Origin of the sequence: Hornefia butyriciproducens (genome assembly GCF_009695915.1) — a bacterium.
Classification (GTDB): Bacteria; Bacillota; Clostridia; order Peptostreptococcales; family Anaerovoracaceae; genus Aminicella; species Aminicella butyriciproducens.
This window is the reverse complement of sequence record NZ_VUMZ01000004.1, coordinates 233,640-256,948: the sequence shown is the minus strand read 5'-3', so window position 1 is coordinate 256,948 and position 23,309 is coordinate 233,640. Positions and strand designations below refer to the sequence as shown.

The 23,309-nt window shown below is 52.8% G+C and carries 23 protein-coding genes and 1 riboswitch; of the genes, 19 read left to right on the top strand and 4 right to left on the bottom strand.

The window, feature by feature from the left end; translation table 11 throughout:
* Positions 1-30: 30 nt before the first annotated feature.
* The gene (locus FYJ64_RS06150) at positions 31-225 is read right to left on the bottom strand and encodes a hypothetical protein (protein WP_154574321.1); all 195 of its coding nucleotides are present in this window, start codon (positions 223-225) and stop codon (positions 31-33) included.
* A gap of 542 nt (positions 226-767) precedes the next feature.
* Positions 768-873, top strand: a riboswitch (TPP riboswitch).
* 67 nt (positions 874-940) lie between these two features.
* Between FYJ64_RS06150 and thiS the strand changes: the two genes are divergently transcribed.
* The 12 genes from thiS (at position 941) to FYJ64_RS06085 (ending at position 10,588) form a co-directional block, all read left to right on the top strand.
* Positions 941-1,135: a sulfur carrier protein ThiS gene (thiS, locus tag FYJ64_RS06140; RefSeq protein ID WP_075712585.1), complete on the top strand. Its 195-nt coding sequence runs from the start codon at positions 941-943 to the stop codon at positions 1,133-1,135.
* Position 1,136: 1 nt separating this feature from the next.
* Positions 1,137-1,772, top strand: coding sequence for a sulfur carrier protein ThiS adenylyltransferase ThiF (gene thiF / locus FYJ64_RS06135; protein WP_154574320.1), 636 nt, complete (start codon positions 1,137-1,139; stop codon positions 1,770-1,772).
* A 26-nt stretch (positions 1,773-1,798) separates the two neighbouring features.
* A complete protein-coding gene (locus FYJ64_RS06130; protein WP_154574319.1) occupies positions 1,799-2,569 on the top strand; it encodes a thiazole synthase in 771 nt (256 codons plus the stop codon).
* Between the two features lie 114 nt (positions 2,570-2,683).
* Positions 2,684-3,838: a 2-iminoacetate synthase ThiH gene (gene thiH / locus FYJ64_RS06125; protein ID WP_465250620.1), complete on the top strand. Its 1,155-nt coding sequence runs from the start codon at positions 2,684-2,686 to the stop codon at positions 3,836-3,838.
* Positions 3,831-4,424 (top strand): thiamine phosphate synthase, encoded by a 594-nt coding sequence (locus FYJ64_RS06120; RefSeq protein WP_154574317.1) that lies wholly within the window; start codon positions 3,831-3,833, stop codon positions 4,422-4,424. Before thiH ends, FYJ64_RS06120 begins: the two co-directional genes overlap by 8 nt.
* Before the next feature lie 200 nt (positions 4,425-4,624).
* Positions 4,625-5,272, top strand: coding sequence for an NAD(P)-dependent oxidoreductase (locus FYJ64_RS06115; protein ID WP_235897126.1), 648 nt, complete (start codon positions 4,625-4,627; stop codon positions 5,270-5,272).
* Between the two features lie 151 nt (positions 5,273-5,423).
* Positions 5,424-5,903, top strand: coding sequence for an Rrf2 family transcriptional regulator (locus FYJ64_RS06110; RefSeq protein WP_154574316.1), 480 nt, complete (start codon positions 5,424-5,426; stop codon positions 5,901-5,903).
* Entirely contained in the window at positions 5,869-6,669 is an 801-nt protein-coding gene (locus tag FYJ64_RS06105) for a protein-ADP-ribose hydrolase (protein WP_154574315.1), read from the top strand. Before FYJ64_RS06110 ends, FYJ64_RS06105 begins: the two co-directional genes overlap by 35 nt.
* Complete coding sequence (locus tag FYJ64_RS06100; protein WP_154574314.1) at positions 6,614-7,525, top strand: SIR2 family NAD-dependent protein deacylase; 912 nt, start codon at positions 6,614-6,616, stop codon at positions 7,523-7,525. Before FYJ64_RS06105 ends, FYJ64_RS06100 begins: the two co-directional genes overlap by 56 nt.
* A 241-nt stretch (positions 7,526-7,766) precedes the next feature.
* Positions 7,767-8,564 (top strand): carbon-nitrogen hydrolase family protein, encoded by a 798-nt coding sequence (locus FYJ64_RS06095; RefSeq protein ID WP_154574313.1) that lies wholly within the window; start codon positions 7,767-7,769, stop codon positions 8,562-8,564.
* A gap of 378 nt (positions 8,565-8,942) precedes the next feature.
* The gene (locus FYJ64_RS06090; RefSeq protein ID WP_154574312.1) at positions 8,943-9,515 is read left to right on the top strand and encodes a nitroreductase family protein; all 573 of its coding nucleotides are present in this window, start codon (positions 8,943-8,945) and stop codon (positions 9,513-9,515) included.
* Between the two features lie 32 nt (positions 9,516-9,547).
* Complete coding sequence (locus tag FYJ64_RS06085) at positions 9,548-10,588, top strand: threonine aldolase family protein (RefSeq protein WP_154574311.1); 1,041 nt, start codon at positions 9,548-9,550, stop codon at positions 10,586-10,588.
* An 89-nt stretch (positions 10,589-10,677) separates the two neighbouring features.
* Here FYJ64_RS06085 and FYJ64_RS06080 read toward each other — a convergent pair whose 3' ends face one another.
* Positions 10,678-11,265 carry a TetR/AcrR family transcriptional regulator gene (locus tag FYJ64_RS06080; RefSeq protein WP_154574310.1) on the bottom strand — a complete coding sequence of 196 codons (588 nt, stop codon included), beginning with the start codon at positions 11,263-11,265 and terminating at the stop codon, positions 10,678-10,680.
* Between the two features lie 214 nt (positions 11,266-11,479).
* On the opposite strand from FYJ64_RS06080, the gene FYJ64_RS06075 reads away from it, so the two are divergent.
* The 7 genes from FYJ64_RS06075 (at position 11,480) to trpS (ending at position 21,905) form a co-directional block, all read left to right on the top strand.
* Entirely contained in the window at positions 11,480-12,985 is a 1,506-nt protein-coding gene (locus tag FYJ64_RS06075) for a sodium/proline symporter (RefSeq protein ID WP_407928776.1), read from the top strand.
* 188 nt (positions 12,986-13,173) lie between these two features.
* Positions 13,174-13,953, top strand: coding sequence for an alpha/beta hydrolase (locus FYJ64_RS06070; protein ID WP_206045558.1), 780 nt, complete (start codon positions 13,174-13,176; stop codon positions 13,951-13,953).
* 113 nt (positions 13,954-14,066) lie between these two features.
* The gene (locus tag FYJ64_RS06065; protein WP_154574307.1) at positions 14,067-15,959 is read left to right on the top strand and encodes a bifunctional metallophosphatase/5'-nucleotidase; all 1,893 of its coding nucleotides are present in this window, start codon (positions 14,067-14,069) and stop codon (positions 15,957-15,959) included.
* A 171-nt stretch (positions 15,960-16,130) separates the two neighbouring features.
* Positions 16,131-18,734: an FAD-dependent oxidoreductase gene (locus FYJ64_RS06060; protein WP_154574306.1), complete on the top strand. Its 2,604-nt coding sequence runs from the start codon at positions 16,131-16,133 to the stop codon at positions 18,732-18,734.
* A gap of 177 nt (positions 18,735-18,911) precedes the next feature.
* The gene (locus FYJ64_RS11750; RefSeq protein ID WP_154574305.1) at positions 18,912-19,670 is read left to right on the top strand and encodes a Crp/Fnr family transcriptional regulator; all 759 of its coding nucleotides are present in this window, start codon (positions 18,912-18,914) and stop codon (positions 19,668-19,670) included.
* Positions 19,671-19,712: 42 nt separating this feature from the next.
* Positions 19,713-20,630, top strand: a complete 918-nt coding sequence (locus FYJ64_RS06050) for a carbon-nitrogen hydrolase family protein (RefSeq protein WP_154574304.1) — start codon at positions 19,713-19,715, stop codon at positions 20,628-20,630.
* 168 nt (positions 20,631-20,798) lie between these two features.
* A complete protein-coding gene (gene trpS / locus FYJ64_RS06045) occupies positions 20,799-21,905 on the top strand; it encodes a tryptophan--tRNA ligase (RefSeq protein ID WP_154574303.1) in 1,107 nt (368 codons plus the stop codon).
* 185 nt (positions 21,906-22,090) lie between these two features.
* On the opposite strand, the gene FYJ64_RS06040 is transcribed toward trpS, so the two are convergent.
* On the bottom strand, positions 22,091-22,714 hold the full coding sequence (locus FYJ64_RS06040; RefSeq protein WP_154574302.1) for a DUF4367 domain-containing protein: 624 nt from the start codon (positions 22,712-22,714) through the stop codon (positions 22,091-22,093).
* Entirely contained in the window at positions 22,711-23,253 is a 543-nt protein-coding gene (locus FYJ64_RS06035) for an RNA polymerase sigma factor (protein WP_154574301.1), read from the bottom strand. Before FYJ64_RS06035 ends, FYJ64_RS06040 begins: the two co-directional genes overlap by 4 nt.
* Between the last annotated feature and the right edge of the window lie 56 nt (positions 23,254-23,309).

The following is a 23,309-nucleotide window of genomic DNA, read 5'->3' as shown; positions in this document are numbered from 1 at the left end:
CCTCGGGCTGTACTGACCGCCTTCTTCAGACTAGTATTCGTCGACCTCCAATGCTACGCTGTTCACCTGGTCAAAGCGAATCACATACGGCTCGCGCTCTCTGAACGTCTCTTCCGGACCTTCCACAACTACGAAGCATCTGTGAGCCTCATCGTATATAAACTGCATCGCCGTTCGATATTTCTTTACGCCCCAGGCTTTTGTCACCCGGAACTGCTCCAGCAACTTTCGATTTTTTTTTGATTCGCCGTCATAAAATTGTCTCCCTTCTTCAGCCCTCCGGTTCCACATTAGCCCTGAGCTCTTTATACCACCGTACATTCTTCTTCCGTCATCGTGCGCTTCAGCCTGACACAGCGATTCGCAGCGCAATAGTTTTACTGTAGTATACTATGAAAGAAAAGTACCTTTGGGGTACTTTTTTCAGTATCCCTGCAGGAAAATCAATGTATCTGCAACCTTGTGCAGGCGGAGGAAGTGACTGCTGCCGGGAATCTCTATACCGCGCAGGATGTCATAGGAAGCGGCGTGCTGTTAAACAAAGCTCATATTGGAGATTTGCTGGAGATTACAAATGCCGGCAGCTACGGATATTCGCTGTCTCCGCTGCTGTTCTCGGGGCATGCCGCTCCGGAACAAATACTGATATGACGAGCCTTTACGGCTCCGGAGATATTTCCAAAAACAGCGCTGGAAAAGACGCTGTTTTTTGCGTAAAGGCGCTGTCAACCTTGATAAATATGTCATGCGGGTGTACACTGATATAGTGAATAGGACAGGGAAGCCCGCGTGGAGGGCTGAGAGGAAGCACAGGCTTCGGCCCTTTTACCTGATGCGGATAATGCCGCCGTAGGGAGTCTTAAAGAGAGGATCTTTACAGGAGGCGTTCGGAAACGGCCTCCTGTTTTATTGCAGTTGAAGGGAGGAGGTGTGATTACAGATGGTGAAGATAAACGGTAAAAATGCAGACGCTGCAGGAAAGACTGTAGAGGAATATATAGAGTCAGCAGGTTATCAGAAATCCCGTATAGTAGTTGAGCTTAACCAGGCTGTACTCCCCAAAGCGGAGTATGAGTGCACGCGCATCAAAGACGGTGACGTTATCGAAATTGTGGGATTTGTAGGAGGCGGTTGATATGGTGCCAACAAGAGAGGAGATGGAATCGGCGCTTGCGGCCAGACATGGAACAGAGCTCCAGAAAAAATTCTGTGCGGCATCGATAGCAGTCTGCGGTCTTGGCGGATTGGGGAGCAATGTGTGTCTGTGCCTTGCAAGAGCCGGGATTGGACGTCTGCATATCATAGACTTCGACAGCGTGGATATTTCGAATCTGAACAGGCAGCAGTATACTGCGGATCAGATCGGAATGTCCAAGGCAGAAGCGATGACAAAGAATTTGAAAGCGGCGGCGCCTTACTGTGACATAAAGGCGGATCGGATGATGATAAGCCATGAGAATATAGAGGGCCTGTTTGATGATGAGGATATTATTATCGAAGCGTTCGATGCTCCGGAGCAGAAGGTAATGCTGACCGAAGAAGTTTTGACGAGGTATCAGGATAAATACTTTATAGCGGCAGCGGGCATGGCCGGACTCGGATCTGCGAATGACATCAGGACGCAGAGGATCGGAAAGAGGTTTTATCTTTGCGGAGATGGCGTCAGCGATGTCGCAGAACTTGGAAGCCTGTTTTCTGCACGTGTCATGACATGTGCGGCACATGAGGCGACCGTAGCACTCCGCATTATTGCGGGAGAGTATGAAGCATAGGAACCGGCTGAAGAGGGAGATATATTATGAACAAAGACAAATTAGTGATCCAGGGGCATGAATTCGACTCACGTTTCATTCTGGGATCCGGTAAATATTCCATGGATCTTATAAATGCGGCGGTCAGGGATGCCGGTGCACAGATAATAACTGTTGCGGTAAGGCGAGCCAATACAAAAAAAGAGGAAAACATCCTTGATCACATCCCTGAAGGGGTGACACTTCTTCCGAATACGTCCGGAGCGAGGGATGCCGATGAGGCGGTGCGTATTGCGAGGCTTGCGCGCGAGCTCGGGTGCGGTGATTTTGTGAAGATCGAAATAATGAGAGACAGCAAGTATCTGCTGCCGGATAATAAAGAAACTGTAAAGGCAACCGAAATCCTTGCGAATGAAGGTTTTGTGGTAATGCCGTATATGTTTCCCGATCTTAACGATGCGCGGGATATGGTGAATGCCGGTGCGGCGACAGTGATGCCTCTTGCAAGTCCTATAGGTTCAAACAAGGGCCTGGCGACGAAAGAGTTTATTCAGATACTGATCGATGAGATCGATGTTCCGGTCATCGTAGACGCCGGGATCGGCAGACCGTCGCAGGCATGCGAGGCGATGGAAATGGGTGCTGACGCAATAATGGCAAACACTGCTCTGGCTACGGCGGGAGATCTTCCGGCGATGGCCGGCGCGTTCAAGCTTGCGATAGAAGCGGGCCGCAAAGCATATATTGCTGGTCTCGGTAGAGTGCTTACGAGAGGGGCACAGGCATCAGATCCGCTCACGGGATTTCTGCGTGACTAGGAGGCGAAAGATATAATGGAAAATGAATTCCTTATGGATACCGGAAATTTGTCTGAACAGGCGCTTGCCAAGAAACACCGGCTGGAAAACGATCCTTCCTCCAGAACTGACCACATGGAATACATGGAGGATATGGACCGGATAGATCCTGGTATAAGAGAAGCAGTTCTGTTTGAGATGAAGAATTACGATTATGATAAATACACGGCAAGAGATGTTATGACGGCACTCCGACGGGATAAGTGCGGCGTTGAGGATTTCAAAGCGCTCCTGTCACCGGCGGCGGAACCCTTCCTTGAGCAAATGGCGCATAAGGCGCAGATAGAGACGGGCAGACACTTCGGCAACACGGTATACATTTTCACGCCGCTGTACATCGCGAATTATTGTAATAATTACTGCATCTACTGCGGGTTTAACTGCTATAACAATATCAGGAGGCTTAAACTGGATCACAGTCAGATTGAACACGAAATGAAAGTGATCGCCGATTCGGGGATCGAAGAGATACTGATACTGACAGGAGAGAGCAGTTCCGAGAGTCCTGTCGAATATATAGGCGATGCCTGCAGACTTGCGAGAAAATATTTCAGGAACGTCGGATTGGAAATATATCCGGTCAATGTGAAAGAATATAAATATCTGCATGAGTGCGGGGCGGATTATATAACGGTATTTCAGGAAACCTACGATACGGATAAGTACGAAAAACTCCACCTGCTCGGACATAAGCGCGTATGGCCTTACAGATTCGAGGCTCAGGAGAGGGCTCTTATGGGAGGCATGAGAGGCGTTGGATTTTCAGCGCTTCTCGGGCTTGCCGATTTCAGGAAGGATGCGTTTGCGACCGGGATGCACGTATACCATATCCAGAGGAAATATCCTTATGCGGAAATGTCGATATCATGTCCGAGGCTGAGACCGATAGTGAATAACGAGAGGATCAGCCCCCTCGACGTGCATGAAAAACAGCTCTGCCAGATCATATGTGCGTACAGGATATTTCTGCCGTTTGCACAAATCGTAGTATCATCCCGCGAAAATGCGGGCTTCAGGAATGGTATAACGAAGATAGCATGTACAAAGGTCTCTGCAGGTGTTTCTACAGGTATAGGCGATCACGAGAGCAAGTACACGGGAACCTGCAGTGAAGAGAGTGAAGGCGATGAACAGTTCGAGATAGCAGATGCGAGAAGTTTTGACAGCATGTATGCTGACTTGTCTGATGAAGGACTGCAGCCGGTCCTGAATGATTACATTTATGTCTGATATATTGTGTGTGACGAACCGGTCCCTCTGCAGAGGTGATTTCCTGGAGAAAATCGGGCAGATAGCGGATGCCCGTCCAAAGGCGATCATTCTTCGCGAGAAGGAGCTTGAGGAAACTGAATATGAGGACCTCGCACGTGAGTTTATAAAGGTGTGTGAAGCTCGTGGAACAAAGCCTGTTCTGCACAGTTACCCTGAAGTCGCAAGGCGACTCGGAGCAGACGCTCTGCATATGCCGCTCCCGGGGCTTCGTGAGATGGCTGAGAGTGACAGACTTGCGTTTGGAATCCTGGGAGCGTCCTGTCATTCAGTCGAAGATGCGCTTGAGGCGGAAGCACTCGGCTGTACTTATATTACGGCAGGTCATGTGTTCGAAACGGATTGTAAGAAGGGCCTTGAGCCCCGTGGAATTGATTTTCTCAGGAGCGTATGTGATGTGTCCGATATACCGGTATATGCAATCGGAGGTATCAACCCGGAAAATATTTCGGAGGTCAGGGCCGCGGGAGCTTCCGGAGCATGTCTGATGAGCGGGTTCATGCAGACCGGTAATGTAAAGGGATTTATGAAAGCGCTTGAGACTTGAAAAACCGACGCCAAAACCGGCGCCGGGATTTTTTTGTAAAAAAATAATTGTAACTATTGACATTACAATAGTGCCGTGATATATTAAAGTTGTAAATGATATTGTTTCAACTCGAACAGGGCTGAAACGTGAACTTGTCGACAGGTGATGAACTTAAAGCGGACAAGCAAAAGAAACAGAAAAAACAGTAATGGAAAAGCATGGAGGGAAAAACAATGAAGAAGATCGCAGTAGTGGCGGCAAACGGAAAAGAAGGAAGACTTATCACTGAAGAAGCGGTAAAAAGAGGATTTGATGTGACCGCGGTTGTAAGATCGGAAAACCGGACGGCGGCGCAGAATGTGCTTCAGAAGGATTTGTTCGACCTGACGGCGGAGGATCTGAAGGGATTCGACGCAGTGGTTGACGCTTTCGGAGCCTGGACAGAGAAAACACTGCCGCAGCACAGCACGTCGCTGGAACATCTGTGCGACAGTCTGTCGGGAACCGATACCAGACTGCTGATTGTCGGAGGTGCGGGGAGCCTGTATGTGAACCCGGAGCATACCGCCTGTGTCATGGACGGTCCTGATTTTCCTGATTCGTTCAAGCCTCTGGCTTCGGCGATGGGGAAGGCGCTCGGAGAGCTTCGCGGAAGAAACGACGTCAGATGGACTTATATCAGCCCAGCTGCGGATTTTCAGGCGGACGGCGAGAGAACCGGCGAATACATCCTGGGCGGCGAGGAGCTGACATTGAACGAGAGAGGTGAATCCGTCATCTCTTATGCGGATTACGCCGTCGCGATGGTCGATGAGATTGAAAACGGGGAGCACATTCAGCAGAGAATCAGTGTGGTCAGAAAGTAGCAGACATTAAGACGTCTACAGACGGCGAGGGCTTCGGGGGGATGCTCCGGAGGCCTCTGCGCTTTGGTCGGCGGCGCAGAACCGGTTTGACTGTTTTTGTGTAAAGTGATATATTGCAACTATCACAAGAATGAGAACAGGGAGGATGCAGATGCAGATTACAAGCAAGTTTACAATCGCGGTGCACACCATTACGGCGCTGGATTATTTCAGGGATATGGATCGGGTCAACAGCGAGTTCCTGGCGGGCAGCATAGGCGTCAATCCGGTGATTGTCCGGAATGTCCTGTCGCAACTGCGCCGGGCGGGAATTGTGAATACAAGACGGGGGAGCAGCGGCGCCACGCTGGCGAGACCGCTGGAGGAGATTACCCTGTATGACCTCTACCGGGCGGTCGGGAGCGTCGATGAAGAGGAGGGGCTGTTTCATTTTCATGAGCATCCGAACGCCGCGTGCCCGGTCGGAAGGAATATTCATAAGGTGATGGATGCGAGACTGGCGGCTGTGCAGCAGACTATGGAAAACGAACTGAAAAAAATGACGATGGCGGACGTGGTGTCGGAGATCCGGAACGTGATCGACAGGGAGAATAAGGATGAATCATCAGCAGGAGAGAGAATATCTGATTAAGTATTTGCTTAAGGAGAACAAAAGATATCAGGGGATGGAACTCCCCGGAACCGACGGGGAGCAGAGGGATCTGCTTCGCGCCCTGATGAATGTGCGCGCGCCGGGAGAGATATCTTCGGAGTTTCTGAGGATTCAGGATGACTATCTCGGCGAGGAGCTTCGCCTTCGCGGCGTGGTTTCCGAGGACGAGTGGGAGGATTGCGGCGAAAATATTTTCCTCTGGCAGGGAGATATCACCAGGCTTCGTGTGGACGCTATCGTGAATGCAGCCAACAGCGGAATGACGGGCTGTTATCAGCCGCTCCATAATTGTATCGATAACTGTATTCACACCTATGCAGGAGTGCAGCTCCGGTGCACCTGCGGAAAGATGATGGACGAGCAGGAACATGCGGAGCCGACAGGGCAGGCGAAAGTCACGCCCGGTTATAACCTGCCGTGCAGGGCTGTGATCCATACGGTGGGGCCCATCGTTCGGGGAGCACTGACAAAGGAAGACGAGCGGCTTCTGGCGTCCTGCTATGAGTCGTGTCTGCGCGCGGCAGAGGAAAACGGATTCGGGAGCATTGCATTCTGCTGCATTTCCACAGGCGTTTTCGGATTTCCGCAACGGCGTGCGGCGGAAATCGCGGTGAAAACCGTCCGGAACTACAGGGCGGAAAAAGGCAGTGCGATTAAAGTCGTGTTCAATGTTTTCAAGGATGAAGATTATGAAATATACAGAAATCTACTCGGACAGAATCAGGGCGCTGAGAAGAGAAATTGACAGCGCGGATGCAGTGATTATCGGTGCCGGTGCAGGCCTTTCCGTATCTGCCGGATATGTTTATACCGGAGAACGTTTCGACAAATACTTTGGTGATTTCGCCGCAAAGTACCACTTCAGCGACATGTATTCCGGCGGTTTTTATCCATATCTTGATAAGGAGACTTTCTGGTCGTTCTGGAGCAGATATATCTGGATCAACCGCTATGCTCCGATTCCTAATGATACCTATGACATGTTGCTGAAGCTGGTGAAGGACAAGGATTACTTTGTTCTGACCACCAATGTGGATCACTGCTTCCAGAGATCCGGCTTTGACAAGAGGCGTCTCTTCTATACACAGGGTGACTATGGTCTGCTGCAGAGCTCCGATCCGCACGGCGCTTCGGCGCATAAGACCTATGAGAACAAAGAGATCATCCGGAAGATGGTGCTTGCCCAGGGGTATGAGATTGCGGAGGACAACGAGCTGCTCGTTCCTGAAAACGCAGAGATTGCCATGAGGATTCCGACAGAACTGATTCCATACTGCCCGGATGACGGAGAGCCGATGACGACTAACCTGCGTGCGGATGACAGTTTTGTGGAGGACAAAGGCTGGTACAGGGCGGCGGAGCGCTATTCGGAGTTCCTGAGAGAACATGAGAATGGGAAGGTACTCTTCCTGGAATGCGCAGTCGGCATGAACACCCCCGGCATAATTAAGTTTCCCTTCTGGAAGATGACCGCGCAATGGCCGGATGCGACCTATGCCTGCCTGAACTGCGGCGAGGCTTATGCTCCGGAAGAAATACGGGAAAAGTCCATTTGTATTGACAGCGACATCAGGAGGATTCTGTCTCTCCTTGTCAGATGAGCGTTTCGTCCAGCAGGAAATCCAGCTTCTGCTGACGAAATCCGATGGAATTTAAAAGTCAACTGGCCTATTGATAACTTGGATAATGTTCTATGCAAGTTCTCAATAGAATATCGGAATCAGCCGGTCGAAGCTTTTCCAAGAAATGCCTGCCTATCAACCTGATCACCATTTTATCGTTGATATCTGGAAAGTAATGGAGCATAATGTCTTTAAACACAGACAGCAGGAGGAAAAATCCATGAAACTTGCAATGGCACAGATGAGCAATGCGGGAACGGTAGAGAGAAATCTGAAGAAAAGTATTGACGCAATCAGAACGGCGGCACGAGAAGGAGCGGATTTGATTTTGTTCCCGGAGGTGCAGCTTACAGAATTTTTCCCGCAATATCCGGGCGGAGACGCGACCTCGTATGGACTTGAGATTGACTCAGAGACCGTGAACAATATTCGCACTGCTTGCCGGGAAGGCGGGATCGCCGCAGTGCCCAATATCTATCTGATGGAGAATGAAAAGTATTACGATGCAAGTATTCTGATCGACAGAAACGGAGAGATTGTCGGCGTTCAGAAAATGGTTCATGTGGCACAGGCAGAACAGTTTTATGAGAAGGATTATTATACACCGTCCGATACGGGGTTTCAGGTGTTTGATACAGAGCATGGCCGTATTGGGATTGTGGTGTGCTTTGACCGGCACTACCCTGAGAGTGTACGGACCGAAAGTCTCATGGGAGCGGATCTTATCCTGGTTCCGACGGTGAATACAAAGAGCGAGCCTCTGGAAATCTTTGAATGGGAAATCAGAATTCAGGCGTTCCAGAACAGTGTGGTGGTTGCAATGTGCAACCGCGTCGGGAAGGAAGGAGAGATGGATTTCGCTGGAGAATCCATGGTGGCGGATGCCTGTGGAAACTGCGTTGTGAAAGCTGATGACAGTGAACAGATCGTATATGCGGACATCGATATGAAAGCGTCGAAACGGGAACGGAGCAGAAGACCGTATACGACGCTGAGACGAAAAGAGTTGTATAGGTAGTTTCCGGTGTTGCAAGTTAGTCAAAGGATTCTTTTCGTGTGTGAGAGCAGGGAAATGTGGTATCATTAAGTAGTATCTACGCATTAAGTCCCCGCCGGACTTAATGGGCGCTGACGGCAGCTTGTCAGCAGCGCCGCGGCGCACAATCCAATAGAAGAGTGCGCCGGCAGACCCTACTTGATTGATGCCTGTGCTCAGGGATTCGGCCGTTTCCGAATCCCGCTGCCGCAGTTTTTTCGGATGAAACGCTTGAAAACCCTGCGGCAGGCCACTGAATATGCTCTTTGTATCATTGATATTCCATGCATATTTGGTGGCCGAGCACAGAGTTTCCCGTATCGACGGCGGACAGGCCGGAGGATGAACAGGAGGTGCCGTATGGCGATTACAGATGCTCTCGGGATGAGAAGAAGTTATTATCAGCTGAACAGAGAACTGCCGGTTTCAGTCGGCGAGGTGAAAAAACTGATTGAAGAGGTCACTGAGCTTGTTCCGGACGCTTTCAACATGAAGAGCGCACGGGTCGTCACTGCGCTGGGAAGCAGACAGGATGAGCTTTGGGACGGCGTTTATGACGCTTTTGAGGGGAAGGTGGCCAGAGAGAAGATCGACGGCTTCAAAGCGGCCGCCGGAACGATTCTCTATTTCTATGACGAGGCTGTAGTGAAGGAGAAGCAGGAGCAGTTCCCACTGTATGCCGCGAATTTCCCGGTCTGGGCAAATCAGGCGAACGGTATGCTCCAGATTAACGTCTGGACAGCGCTTCGCGAAATCGGCGTCGGCGCAAACCTGCAGCACTACAATCCGGTCATTGACGACACGGTCAGAAAGATGTTCGACATTCCGGAGAACTGGAAACTGATCGCGCAGATGCCGTTCGGCGGTATCGCCGCAGAGCCGGAACCGAAGGAAAAAGAAGATATTTCAAACCGGGTGAAATTCTGCGAATAGCAGGATGACCGAAATCCCTGAGGAGGCGCATTATGTTTTCATTTGAATGTGATTATCATGAGGGAGCGCATCAGTCGGTGCTGCTGAAACTTATTGAAACCAATATGGAGCAGCTTCCGGGCTACGGCGAGGACCATTATACCCGGGAAGCCGCGGACCTGATCCGGGAGGCGTGCGGATGTCCTGACGGGCAGGTTTACTTCTTTGCGGGAGGAACGCAGACCAATGTTACGGTTATCGACTCGATTCTGTGCCCGTATGACGGTATCATATCCGCGGAAACCGGTCATGTGAACTGTCATGAGGCGGGCGGCGTGGAATACACCGGACACAAGGTTCTGACGGTTCCGTCCGAGGACGGGAAGATAGCTCCGGAACAGCTGAGAAAACTTCTGGTGGATTTCTACGACGATGAAGCCTGGGAGCATATGGTGTTTCCCGGCGGCGTATACGTGTCACACCCGACTGAGCTCGGGACGCTTTACACCCGGTCGGAGCTTACCGCAATTGCGGAGATCTGCCGCGAGTACAAGATTCCTCTTTATCTGGACGGAGCACGTATGGGGTACGGACTGGCCAGTGACGCAAGTGATCTGACACTGAAGGATATCGCGAAAATCGTGGATGTCTTCTATATCGGCGGAACCAAGGTCGGTGCCCTCTGCGGCGAGGCGGTCGTATTTCCGCGGGGCAATGCGCCCGAACACTTCTTTACAATTATGAAACAGCGGGGCAATGTCTTCGCTAAAGGCCGGGTTGTTGCGGTTCAGTTCCTTGCGCTGTTCACGGACGGTCTGTATTTCCGGCTGGGAGAGCAGGCTCTGGATATGGCGGAGGAACTGAAACAGGTTTTTCTGGAACGGGGATTCAGGTTTTACGTGGAGTCTCCCACCAATATGCAGTTCTTTGTTGTAGAGAATGAGCTTGTCAGAAAGCTTCATGAGCATGTCGGCTTTGAGGTTTCCGGCAAGTATGACGAGACGCATTCCATCCTGCGGTTCTGCACCAGCTGGGCGACAACGCGCGAGGATATCCGCCGTCTGGCCGGGATTCTGGACGAGGTCGCACGGTAGCGCAGCAATGAGCTGAGCGTACAAAGGATAACGGAGGACGCCGTGCCTGCGGCGTCTTTTTTGCGTACAAGGAAATCTGCGCTGCGGCGCTACTGCCGGCACAGACTTTTCAGGAACAAAGGAAGAATCTGCTGGGAGTACTGACAGAGCGAGTAGCTGCCGCTGGAAAGGCACCAGTCATACATCATGCCGCGCTCAAACATGGCGTAGGCCTTCATGATGTCGTTTACGCTGAGGTCTGCACGGAAAAGTGAGTCCTTCTGCCCCTCCATCACAATCTGGCGGAGCCTCCGGTAATACACCCGGTCCGGATCCAGCATATGCCGTTCGCCCTTTGTAATCAGCTGCGCAGAAAACAGCTGGCACAGAAGTGCGACGGGGACGGTGTTCTCGATCATCAGAAAAAGCTCACGGTTCATGAAAATCAGCTTTTCCAGAGGCGTCAGCGCCGGATCCATGGTGCTGTCCAGCTCGGTGTATTTGTCATCGAAGAGGTAAGAGAGCGAAGCCAGCAGATCGTCCTTTGTACGGAAATAATGGTAGAATGAGCCCTTGGATGTGCCGGACGCCTCGACGATATCATCAATGGTGGTGTCGTCGTAGCCGTTCTGGTAGAACAGTTTCCAGGCGGCGGAAACGATCTTCGCTTTGGTCTGTCGTTTTGCGGACTGGTTCATGAGAATTCCTTTCTGAGTCAGACGTTTTCTTTGGGTTATATCCTTGTTACAAAATACAGTCTACTACATAAACTTTGAAATTTCAATATAGATATCGATAATACATGGAAATTACCGTGTAATAGTACAGATTTTAGTCTGTATTTTGTTTCGGGTGATTTCGCGTTATGATAGAAAGCGAAGTAACAGAAAGGACTTGTTTTATATGCAGAATGTGGAAATTATTGTATTTATCCTGTATTTTGTGGCGCTGTTCGTGTTCGCTACAGCTTTTTTTGTGAAAGGGGCTAATCGGAACGGAGAGGATTATTTCCTGGGTGGACGGTCGATGGGGCCGTGGGTCGCTGCTATGTCGGCGCAGGCGTCTGATATGTCCGCGTGGCTTCTGATGGGACTGCCGGGATCGATTCTGGCTTTCGGCTTCGGACAGATCTGGATCGGTATCGGACTGATGCTGGGGACGGCCGCCAACTGGATTCTCTGTGCGAAACGTCTGCGCCTGTTCTCCAAAGCTGCGTCGGATTCCATCACGATTCCGCAGTATCTTACGAACCGGTTTGCAAGCAAGAGCAAGACGCTTCAGATCGTCTGCGCGGTGATTTTCCTCGCGGCGTTCACCATCTACGTCGCATCGGCCTTTGTTGCCGGAAGTTCGGTTTTCACCATGCTGTTCCCTGAGGTATCGCCCGGGACAGCGATGCTTGTCTTCGCACTGATCATCATCGGTTATACATTCATGGGCGGATTCAAGGCGGTGTGCTGGACTGACTTTTTCCAGGGGATTCTGATGCTCGCGGCGCTGCTTGCGGTTCCGATCATAGTCGCGGCCACACAGAACCTGGACACCTCACTGCTGAGCAAGGTGTACCAGTATACAGATGCGGTGTCCGGAGAAGTTGTGACTTGCAGCTTTGGAACCGGACTGTTCAATGCCCGGTGGCAGGATGTCCTCTCCGGGCTGGCCTGGGGTCTGGGCTATTTTGGTATGCCCCACATCATCGTGCGCTTCATGTCGATTGAAAAGCCTTCTATGGTAAAAAAATCAGCGATAATCGCCATCGTCTGGGTCATTCTTTCGCTGGGTGCGGCGTGTCTGATGGCGTATCAGGCCAGAATGATCGTCGGTGAGGAACTGCTGACGACCGGAGCGCAGAAAACGGTGTTCATCGTGATGGCAAGGAGATTCTTCCCGCCGGCGATTTCCGGACTGCTTCTGGCGGCAATCATGGCGGCGTCGGTATCGACAGCGGATTCACAGCTGCTCGTGGCGTCCAGCTCTTTTACGGCGGACATCTATCAGCCCATCTTTCGTAAGAACGCCGGTGATAAAGAAATCCTCTGGGTCGGCAGAGCTGCAGTGGTGATTATCGCTGTTATCGCGTATGTGATTGCTTCTTCAAAGGGAGCGGGAGCGCAGGCGATTATGGATCTTGTCGGGAACGCATGGGGTGTATTCGGCGCGGCGTTCGGGCCTACCATCGTGCTGTCCTTGTTCTGGCGGAGATTTAACTACGCCGGCGCCTGTGTCGGCGTGATCGTCGGAGCGGTGGTGGATATTCTGTGGTTCGTGTTCCTGTCCGGAACCGGAGTATATGAGATTCTGCCGGGCTTTGCGGCAGGCTTCGCGGCGGCGGTAATTGCGGCGAAGCTGACAAAGGCGCCGTCGGCGGAGGTTACGGCAATTTATGATGCGGCGACTGCTGCCGGAAATGACGAGTAGAGAACCGGATCAGGAGCCCGGCAGCATGCCGGTGATCAGCCCGCTTAAATGGCGGGCAATTTTAATTTTTTCCGGGCAATTTTCGGCGAAAAAGATAATCACAGGCGATGATAAAGGCATTCCCAGGTCCTGTATTGCAAAACCGGAGATTCAATGGTATGCTTTTTGTGCTGAAAAGGAGAAACACAATGGAGAAATTTACGATAACGAAAGACAACGGCCGCCGCATTCCCGTGCTCAGAGAAATCCCGCAGGAGGCGGATGCGGTGGTCATTATGGTGCATGGCTTTACAAGCTGCAAGGAATGCGCGACCGGTGAACTGCTTCTCAGACGGATGCCTGCGGAAGGAATCGGCGTGGTGCTGTATGATCAGCCGGGGCATGGAACAGAGGAGGCGGCGGAGGAACCGTTTCGTATCCGGAACTGCATGGACAGTCTCGCCGCAGTTGAAGATTACGTTGTTCGGAATTATCCGGGGAAGAAAATCTTCTATTTTGCATCGAGCTACGGGGCATATCTTACAGGCCTGTACATCTGCCGGAGACCTCACGCCGGGAGCAGGCTGATGATGCGGAGCGGGGCGGTCATCATGCCCTGGCTGTTTCTGGGAGCACCGGGCTCTGAGCCGGATCCGGCGTCGCTGGCGGAGCTGAATGAGAAAGGTTTTCTGATGATGGGACTGCCGTGCGCACCGCAGATCAGAGTTCCGAAAGGAATGTTTGAGGATATGGGCAGGCCGGAAAACGATCTGCTGCACCGGTTCGGCGGTTATGACCATGGAGGCACTGAAGTCGCGATGGTTCACGGGGAAAAGGATCCGGTGATTCCGGTGCGGTTTGCCAGAGAATTCGCGGAGGAAAACGGGATTCCGATTACGGTGTTTGAAGGACAGGGACATTCTCTGAATGATGATCCTGACTGTCCAGACAGGGTCGCGGATCTTGCGATCGATTTTTTCCGCGTATGAGGGCGCGGCGCCGCTGAGCCGGGAAATGCGGGAGGGACAGAGATCCTGTAAAAAGACCTGCGGGAGGCAGGGTGAAGAATATCGGAAATAAACGGAAGAAACGGAAGAAAGGTATGAAGAGAACACTGTTTTTGATTATGATACCGGTACTGCTGCTGTGCGCCGGCATTCCGGCCGCGGTTTTCGGAGACACGCAGAAGAAAGCGAAGGAGATCACGGTGGTATTCACCCACGATATGCATTCTCATCTGGAGAAATTCCCGAAGCTTGCAACTGTGATCAGAGAAGAGAAAAAGAAGAACGGTGCGACCTTCGTGGTAGACGGCGGCGACTTCTCCATGGGCACGCCTTATCAGACCATCTGGAAACGGAGGGCGTCAGAACTCCGGATGATGGGCTTCGTGGGATTTGACGCGGCGACGCTGGGAAACCACGAATTCGATTACCGCTCCGAGGGACTGAGGACGATGCTGAAGAATGCGAAGCGGTCGGGGGATCCCCTGCCGCAGCTCGTCATCGCGAATATCGACTGGAAGGGTACGCTGAAAGATAAAAAGCTGAAGGCAGACGGTGAGAAACTTCGCGAGTCGATGAAGGCTTTCGGCGTGAAGGATTATACCGTTCTGGAGCGCGGAGGCGCGAAAATCGCGGTGTTCGGGATATTTGGAAAGGAGTCTGCCAGCTACGCGCCGGAGAGCGGTACGAAGTTTCTGGATCCGGTGAAAAGCGCGAAGCGGACGGTGGCCGAAATCAACAGGGAGATACCGGACGCAGACCTGATTATCTGCCTCTCCCACAGCGGAATCAATCCGGAGAACCCGGAAAAGTCCGAGGATATACGACTGGCGGAAGAGACGGAGGGAATCGACCTGATTGTCAGCGGACACAGTCACACGTATATGAAGACGCCGATCCGACGGAACGGCGTTGTTATCGCGTCCTGCGGCCAGTATAACGATAACGCGGGCGTGGTGCGCTTCCGGGAAACCGCAGGGAAGGGCTTCGTGTACAAAAGCTATCTTGAAGAGCCTCTCGACAAAAAAGTAAAGAATGATAAGGCGACGCAGAGAAAAACCGCGGCATTCAAAAAACTCGTGAACCGGGAGTATTTCGCAGATTTCGGTTACAGCTGGGATCAGGTTCTGGCCCGCAGCGATATCCGTTTCACCCCCATCGATTCCTTCGGGCAGAAGCAGGGCGAGGATACGCTGGGAAATCTCATCTCCGACGGATATATTTATGGTGTGCGGCAGGCTGAGGGAAGCGGATATGAACACGTGGACGCTGCCGTGGTGCCGGCCGGGGTTGTCCGCGGCTCGTTCCGCAGGGGCGATATTACCGTGGCCGATGCGTTCAATGCTCTGTCGCTCGGGACAGGAAAGGACGGAAAGCCGGGATATCCGCTTGTCAGCGTATATCTTACGGCCAGAGAACTTCGTCTCGCGGCGGAGGTCGATATTTCCATATCCCCCCTGATGCAGCCTGCCCGTCTGTATTTCAGCGGTCTGAACTACAAATACAATCCGCATCGGTTTATTCTGGACCGGTCCTATGATGTGACGCTGAAGGACTCCATGGGAAACGGGCAGACCCGGAAGCCGGAAAAGGGGAAACTTTACCGGGTGGTTGCGGATCTGTATTCCGCGCAGATGCTTTCAACGGTGAATTCCATGTCCAGGGGTCTTCTGTCCCTGGAACCCAAGGATGAAAACGGAAAGGTCATCACGGATTTTGAGGATCGGATCATCCACGGAAAAGACGGGAGCGAGCTGAAGGAATGGTATGCGCTGGCTTCCTACATTGATTCCTTCGCCGGGAACGAAGTACCGGCGCGGTATGCCGCAGCGGAAGGCCGAAAGATCTGCGAGAACAGCTGGAGCCCGGCGTCCATGAACAAAGACCACAGCGCTTTCTTCTTGATCCTCGTGGGGCTTCTGTCGCTTGTGGTGCTGATTGTCGCTCTGATTATACGTGGCGTCCGACGGATGCTGACCCGGCGGCACTGACACCGTGAATATGCGAATAACAGAAAAATCAAATCCTCCTTTGTGACCTGATTACAGAAGTCGTAAGACGATGGCGGTATAATAGTGTCTGCTCGGGCGTATTCGACGGCTGAGCACGCATTACGATGAAAACCGGTAACTGACTTCTGACAGCGCAAAGGAGGATTTATTATGAAAACCGTTATTATCGGAGGAGTTGCGGCGGGAGCAGGCTGCGCGGCAAGACTGCGCCGGCTGGACGAGAGCGCGGAAATCGTGCTGCTGGAGCGCGGGAAATATATTTCCTACGCGAACTGCGGACTTCCGTATTATATCGGAGGAGTGATCCGCTCGAGAGAGGCTTTGTTTGTAACAAAGAAAGAGACCATGGAGTCCAGGTTCAATGTGGATGTCCGGACGGAATCGGAGGTTCTGTCCATCGACCGGGAGGCGAAGCAGGTGACGGTCCGTAATCTCCGGGAAAACCGGGAGTATCGCGAGAACTATGACAAGCTGGTCATCGCGACGGGATCTTCTCCGCTGAGACCGCCGATTCCGGGTGTTGATTCTGAGCGGATTATGACGCTCTGGACGGTGCCGGATACTGACCGGATCCACGCCATGGTGAAGGAAAAGGGAGCCAAAAAGGCAGCCGTCGTCGGAGGAGGATTCATCGGGCTGGAAACGGCGGAAAATCTGCGTCATGCGGGGCTTGAGGTCACGCTGATTGAAGCGATGGATCAGGTTATGGCGCCGCTGGACAGGGAGATGGCGGAACTGCTCCATGAGCATCTCGAGGAGAACGGAGTAGAGCTGAGACTGTCGGACGGAGTTGATCATTTCCGGGAGGAGGCATCCCGGGTCGCGGTGTACCTGAAGAGTGGAAAGTGTGTTGAGGCAGATATGGTGATCCTGTCCATCGGCGTCCGGCCCAACGGCAGAATCGCCGGGGACGCCGGCCTTGCCCTGAATGAGCGGGGAGGGATTATCACTGACGAATTTCTTCGAACGGAGGATCCGGACATTTACGCTGCGGGAGATGTGATTGAGGTGACAGATATCGTCAGCGGAGAACCCGCGATGGTGCCGCTGGCAGGTCCCGCCAATAAAATGGGGAGAATCGTCGCGGATAACATTGCCGGCGGAGAGGAGGTATATCGCGGAACTCAAGGCTCTTCCGTCGCAAAGGTATTCGACCTGACGGCGGCCGTCACCGGAAACGGCGAGAAGGCTCTTCAGCGCCGCGGCTGGAGGAAGGGCAGAGAGTATGAAACGGTTCTCGTCGCCCAGAATTCCCATGCCGGATATTATCCCGGAGCCGTGCCCATGATGCTAAAGTTGATTTTCACAAAGGACGGCGGCAAGGTGCTCGGCGCACAGATCGTGGGAAGCCGGGGCGTGGACAAGCGGATTGATACGATCGGAACCGCGATACGGCTGGGAGCTTCGGTGGCAGAGCTGAAAGCTCTGGAACTGGCCTATGCGCCGCCCTATTCTTCCGCGAAGGATCCGGTGAATATGGCGGCGTTCGCGGCGGAGAATGTGATCCGTGGCGTGATGCGGTTCTGTGACTGGAATACGCCGGATACCGATTCAGAAGCGGTGCTGCTTGACGTTCGGGAGGAAGCCGAGGTGATGGCGTATGAAATTCCCGGAGCGGTGAACATTCCGCTGGGTCAGCTGCGGAGCCGGCTGGGAGAACTTGATCCGGAGAAGACGTATATCACATTCTGCGCGGTGGGAGTCCGGGCCTATACAGGCGCGAGGATCCTGGCGCAGCACGGGTTTGACCGTGTCTTTGTTTATCCCGGCGGCGTAAGGTTTTATGCTTCGACACACAGGGAGTCTGCGGACACGGATGCTGCAGACCCGGGATCTTCATCGGCACCTGCGGACAAAGGAATTTCGTCGGAGAATGCAGACTTGGGAAGTTCATCGGAGTCTGCGGACACGGCCGGAAGCAGGACTGACGGAACCGAATTCACAGATGGAACACAGACGCGGGCGGTTCGCCGCGTTTCTCTGGACTGCTGCGGGATGCAGTGCCCGGGTCCGATTATGGAAGTGTTCAACAGCATGAAAGAGCTGGAAGACGGGGATGTGCTGGAGGTGACTGCTTCGGATCCCGGTTTTACAAAGGATATTGCCGCCTGGTGCAGGAAGACCGGAAATACGCTGATTTCCGGCGGGAAAGAAGGAGAAGAATACATCGCGTGTGTGCGGAAGGGTACGACGGAGGTCGAACGGACGTCCTGTGAGCCGGGTTCGCATCCGTGTGAGTGCCGTGAAAGCGGAGAAAACGCCGCCGGTATTTCGGGCAGCGGGCCGCAGGGAAAAACAATCATCGTTTTCGACGGAGACATGGATAAGGTTCTGGCATCGTTCATCATCGCGAACGGCGCGCTGGCAATGGGCAGACCGGTTACGATGTTTTTCACATTCTGGGGACTGACGGCTCTCCGCAGACCGGAGAAAAAACCGGTGAAAAAATCCTTTGTCGAAGGAATGTTCGGCAGAATGCTCCCCCGGGGAGCCGGAAAGCTGAAGCTGGGCAGGATGAACATGGGCGGAATGGGCACCGCCATGATGAAGCGCGTCATGAAGGACAAGAACATCGATTCGCTGGAGGCGCTGATGAAAAAGGCCATGGATATGGGCGTCCGCATCATCGCCTGTTCGATGAGCATGGACGTCATGGGGATCCGGAAGGAGGAACTCATCGACGGAGTGGAAATCGGCGGCGTCGGCACCTATCTGGGAGAGGCAGAGGATTCGAACGTCAACCTGTTTATCTGATCGGTGCGGTCTGCCTTCACAGCCGGCGCATCCGTCCGGGCAGAGCGTCATCCCGCGTTCGTTTACAGGACCTGCGGGATCCGCCTTTACAGGAACTGCGGGATCCGTCTCTTGTGCCCACGCCCGAAATCCTGTAGAATACAAGAAGACAGGATTTTGTAAAAGAGGTGAAGTACAGTGAACGAGGTGCAGACAGAGCTGAGACGTCTTCCATTCTGGGACAGGCTTTCAGAGGAGGAACAAAACAGGATCCGCAGGGCTTCTACGATACGCGTCTGTGAAAAAGGCAGTGTGCTGCGTGCGATGGAGGGCGAGTGCCTGGGATTTATCGCGGTGATTGCCGGCGATCTGCGGGCGCACATGATGTCCGAAGAGGGAAGAGAAATTACGCTGTACCATATTCGTACGGGAGAATGCGATGTGCTGACGGCGTCCTGCATCATGTATCAGATTACCTTTGAGACGCAGGTGAGTGTCGAGGAGGACAGCCGCATTCTGATCATTCCCACTTCCGTGCTGAGCAGACTGAAGGAAGAAAACATCTACGTCCGGAGCTTTATCTATGAGCTTCTGACGGACCGGTTCTCCGACGTCATGTGGACGATCCAGCAGATTCTCTTTTACGGAATCGATCAGAGGATCGCGGCGTTTCTCACAGACGCGGCGAAACAGAGAGGGACGGGCGTCCGGAGCGATGTGCCGAAGCAGATTTGTCCGGTGAAAGCTTCCGGCGTGGACGGACAGGGAGGAGAAACCTTTCCTGAGATCCGGGTTACCCACGAACAGATCGCGCGTGAGATCAACACCGCGCGGGAGGTGGTGGCCCGGGTTGTCCGCAGAATGGCGGAGGACGGTCTGCTTCAGACCGGACGGGGCAAAATCGTGATAACGGATCCCAACGGATTGAGGGCGCTTGCGGGAGAATTGCGACGCTGATAACTGCTGAAAGGGACAGAGGAAAGAAACGGAGGACAGGAAATGAAGGATGTCAAGAAAGACTGCAGAATTGCGCTGATCCAGGCGGAACCTGTTTTGTTCAGGAAAGAGGCCTGTGTGCAGAAGGCGCTGGAACTTATCGAAGAAGCGGCGGAGCACGGAGCTGAACTGATCGTGTTTCCGGAGCTGTTCATCCCGGGTTATCCCATCGGAATGAATTTCGGATTCAGTATGGGAAAGCGGACGGAGGAGGGACGGCAGGACTGGAAGAAATATTACGACGCTTCCGTGGTTGCCGGAGGACCGGAGTTCGAGAGGCTTTCGCAGGCGGCAGTGAAGATCGGCGCGTACATCAGCATCGGATTTTCCGAACGGGACGCGGTGAACGGAACGCTGTACAACAGCAATGTGATTTTCGAGCCGGACGGAGCATATAAGGTGCACCGTAAACTGAAACCCACAGGGACGGAACGGGTCGTCTACGGAGATGGGGACAGAGGCTTTTTCCCTGTCACCGAGACGCCATGGGGACCCATGGGAAGCCTGATCTGCTGGGAAAGCTATATGCCTTTGGCGCGGGTGGCGCTGTATCAGAAAGGCATCACGATTTATATTTCGCCGAACACAAATGATAATCCGGAGTGGCAGGCCACCATTCAGCATATTGCCATCGAAGGAAAATGTTATTTTGTAAACGCGGATATGCTCGTCCGACGGGAATCCTATCCCTCTGACCTCAACGAGCAGGAGGCGATTGACCGGCAGCCTGAGATTGTGTGCCGGGGCGGCAGTTGTATTATCGATCCCTTCGGGCATTATGTGACGGAGCCGGTATGGGATGAGGAAGCGGTTATTTACGCGGATCTGGATATGGATCTGCCGGCGGCGTGCCGGATGGAACACGATCCGGTGGGGCATTACTCCCGCCCGGACGTGCTGGAGCTGATTGTGCATGAGTGACGCGCGGGGCGCAGTTCGGCGGCAGGGCACGCATTAATTTGTTCCGGAGCGCAGGAAGGTAGAATTTGTCTGGGAGCACCCCTTTCAGAAAGCGGCGCTTTGTGATAAAATCAGAAGGACGGGGCCGGAAGCCCTGATTTTATGAAAATCTGGAGGAGAACTTTCGCAATGGGGAAAAATATTATCCTGACCGGCGACCGCCCTACGGGACGGCTGCACCTCGGTCATTATGTCGGATCGCTGAAGCGGCGGGTGGAACTGCAGAACTCCGGCGAATATGATGAAATCAACATTCTGATCGCCGACGATCAGGCGCTGACGGATAACGCTGACGATCCCGGAAAGATCCGGGACAATATCATCAATGTGGTTCTGGACTATCTGTCGGCGGGACTGGATCCCGAGAAGACAACGATCTGCGTTCAGTCGGCGCTGCCGGCGCTGCATGCGCTGACCTTCTACTATATGAACCTGGTGACGACAGCGCGCCTTTCCCGCAATCCGACCGTCAAGGCAGAGATCCAGATGCGTGGATTCGCAGACGAGGGTCTGCCCGCGGGATTTTTCACTTATCCGGTATCCCAGGCCGCGGATATCACCGCATTTAACGCTAATGTGGTTCCGGTGGGCGAGGATCAGCTGCCGATGCTGGAGCAGACCCGCGAGATCGTAGAGAAATTCAACCGCGTTTACGGAGAGACGCTTGTCCTGCCGAAGGCCATGATTCCGGAGAACGAGACGCAGCGCAGACTTCCGGGCGTGGATGGCAAGGCGAAGATGAGCAAATCCCTGGGGAACTGCATCTATCTGTCGGATACGCCGAAAGCCGTGAAGAAACAGGTTAACGGTCACATGTTCACAGATCCGCAGCATCTCAGGGTCGAGGATCCGGGGCATATCGAAGGAAATGTTGTGTTTACCTATCTGGATGCTTTTTGTACAAAGGATCATTTCGCAGAGTATCTCCCGGAATACTCGGATCTGGATGAGATGAAGGAGCACTATCGCCGGGGCGGACTCGGCGACGGAACCTGCAAAAAATTCCTGATCAGTGTTCTCGAGGAAACTCTGGGTCCGATCCGCGCGGAACGCGCGAGATGGGAGGCTGACATCGATACTGTCTATGATATTCTGAAGGCCGGAACAGAGAAAGCGGTGGAAACCACCAACGAGACCCTGGGCCGCGTGCGGAAGGCGATGCGGATTGATTATTTCGAGGATCGGTCCATCGTGAAGGAATGGGAAGCGATTCTCAGGAAACAGAAGAATCAGTGAACGGACACCGTTTTTACAGAACAGATAAAAGGACTGCGAGAAATTTTGTCGCAGTCCTTTTATCGTGTTATCGTGCGCCCGGCGGCGCACGATTCTAACCGCAGATCAGGAAAAGGCCGATACGTAAATTGTCGAGGACAACAACTGAGCGGCATTTAAAATCACGACTGCCATAGCCTCCGAACTCAATCTCTGAAACTGCCAATGACTGCGAAGGCATCCTTTCGGCTGATGTCACCGTTGATAATGATCGTGGTCTTATTCTTTTTCAGATAGACGGTACAACGACCGGTTTTCTTGTATTCATGAACGTTGACCTCGTAGATCCCGTAATTTACTTTCTCCAGATCACCGTCTTCCGTATCGATGTGAAGCGTAAGATCCTTCGTGGTGCTTTCGGAAACGGTATAGTGCCGGCCGCTTTTTTTGTCCAAATAGAGATAGTCAATGGATCGGTTTTCATCGCGCAGGACATCATCAGGCTGGAAGCCACTGACAATATAATTCGGCTCGTAGAATTTTTTTCCGCTGTCCTCTTGATTTGTCAGCACTGCAAAGCCGTCCCGGAAACTGAATCTGAAACCGAAGAGATTAATTCCGAGGGCGTTGCAGACCACGGCGGTCAGCCCTGTTATCAAAACGATGGCGGCGATCAGAACCGCCGCTTTTCTGACGCGTGTTCTGCGTGCACGGGCTCTGCTCTTTGCGGAGGTGATGCGGCTGTCTCCGTTCATATAGGCAACGTGTGCGGCGTACATTCTCTGTCCGTATGCCTTTAAAATCTCGTGAGCCTGTCTTTGCATTCTCATCGAATTTGTTCCTCCCTGAGCACTGTTTCAAGCTTCTTCAGACAGCGTTCCATCCGTTTTCTCAGCGTTGCGGGCTTCACATCCATTAATCTGCCTAGCTGTCTGTATGAAAATCCTGCCCCGTAGTAATAACAGATGAGATCCCGCTCTGATTCATTCAATTCCCGAAGGGCGGCGGCAACATTGTCCGAAAAACCGAATTCATTCCGGAACGCGTCAATATCCGGCTCACCCTCTATATCTATATAGGGATCAGACGCTGAAATTGTGACATATTCCGGATTCTTTTTTTGTGCTCTGGCGTAACGCAGAGCCTCGTTTCTTGTGACCGTATAGATATAATTCCGCTCATCATCCTCGCTGAAGGTCTCAAGCAGCGACTGTTTTCTGTGCAGTATAAGAAGGGCGTCCTGTACAGCCTCCTCTGCGTCCTCGTTGTTCTTTGTGATCTGCAGAGCCAGCCTCATCATAAGTCCCCGGTACTGCTCGTGAATCCTTCTGCTGAAATCCTGAATCACAGAGATGAAAAAAGTAAGCATAGGTTTTCTCCCGGCTCAATGGGTGAACTCAACGAAAATCCGTGCCTGAACCCCCC

Excerpts from the sequence above, each read along its gene's own strand:
- FYJ64_RS06035 (WP_154574301.1), bottom strand. The coding sequence starts at position 23,253 with ATGCTTACTTTTTTCATCTCTGTGATTCAGGATTTCAGCAGAAGGATT.
- FYJ64_RS06070 (WP_206045558.1), top strand. The coding sequence starts at position 13,174 with ATGGAGAAATTTACGATAACGAAAGACAACGGCCGCCGCATTCCCGTG.
- FYJ64_RS06120 (WP_154574317.1), top strand. The coding sequence starts at position 3,831 with ATGTCTGATATATTGTGTGTGACGAACCGGTCCCTCTGCAGAGGTGAT.
- FYJ64_RS06110 (WP_154574316.1), top strand. The coding sequence starts at position 5,424 with ATGCAGATTACAAGCAAGTTTACAATCGCGGTGCACACCATTACGGCG.
- FYJ64_RS06060 (WP_154574306.1), top strand. The coding sequence starts at position 16,131 with ATGAAAACCGTTATTATCGGAGGAGTTGCGGCGGGAGCAGGCTGCGCG.
- FYJ64_RS06105 (WP_154574315.1), top strand. The coding sequence starts at position 5,869 with ATGAATCATCAGCAGGAGAGAGAATATCTGATTAAGTATTTGCTTAAG.
- FYJ64_RS06080 (WP_154574310.1), bottom strand. The coding sequence starts at position 11,265 with ATGAACCAGTCCGCAAAACGACAGACCAAAGCGAAGATCGTTTCCGCC.
- FYJ64_RS06040 (WP_154574302.1), bottom strand. The coding sequence starts at position 22,714 with ATGAGAATGCAAAGACAGGCTCACGAGATTTTAAAGGCATACGGACAG.
- trpS (WP_154574303.1), top strand. The coding sequence starts at position 20,799 with ATGGGGAAAAATATTATCCTGACCGGCGACCGCCCTACGGGACGGCTG.
- thiF (WP_154574320.1), top strand. The coding sequence starts at position 1,137 with ATGGTGCCAACAAGAGAGGAGATGGAATCGGCGCTTGCGGCCAGACAT.
- FYJ64_RS06090 (WP_154574312.1), top strand. The coding sequence starts at position 8,943 with ATGGCGATTACAGATGCTCTCGGGATGAGAAGAAGTTATTATCAGCTG.
- FYJ64_RS06065 (WP_154574307.1), top strand. The coding sequence starts at position 14,067 with ATGAAGAGAACACTGTTTTTGATTATGATACCGGTACTGCTGCTGTGC.
- FYJ64_RS06050 (WP_154574304.1), top strand. The coding sequence starts at position 19,713 with ATGAAGGATGTCAAGAAAGACTGCAGAATTGCGCTGATCCAGGCGGAA.
- thiH (WP_465250620.1), top strand. The coding sequence starts at position 2,684 with ATGGAATACATGGAGGATATGGACCGGATAGATCCTGGTATAAGAGAA.
- FYJ64_RS06085 (WP_154574311.1), top strand. The coding sequence starts at position 9,548 with ATGTTTTCATTTGAATGTGATTATCATGAGGGAGCGCATCAGTCGGTG.
- FYJ64_RS06100 (WP_154574314.1), top strand. The coding sequence starts at position 6,614 with ATGAAATATACAGAAATCTACTCGGACAGAATCAGGGCGCTGAGAAGA.
- FYJ64_RS06130 (WP_154574319.1), top strand. The coding sequence starts at position 1,799 with ATGAACAAAGACAAATTAGTGATCCAGGGGCATGAATTCGACTCACGT.
- FYJ64_RS06115 (WP_235897126.1), top strand. The coding sequence starts at position 4,625 with ATGGAGGGAAAAACAATGAAGAAGATCGCAGTAGTGGCGGCAAACGGA.
- thiS (WP_075712585.1), top strand. The coding sequence starts at position 941 with ATGGTGAAGATAAACGGTAAAAATGCAGACGCTGCAGGAAAGACTGTA.
- FYJ64_RS06095 (WP_154574313.1), top strand. The coding sequence starts at position 7,767 with ATGAAACTTGCAATGGCACAGATGAGCAATGCGGGAACGGTAGAGAGA.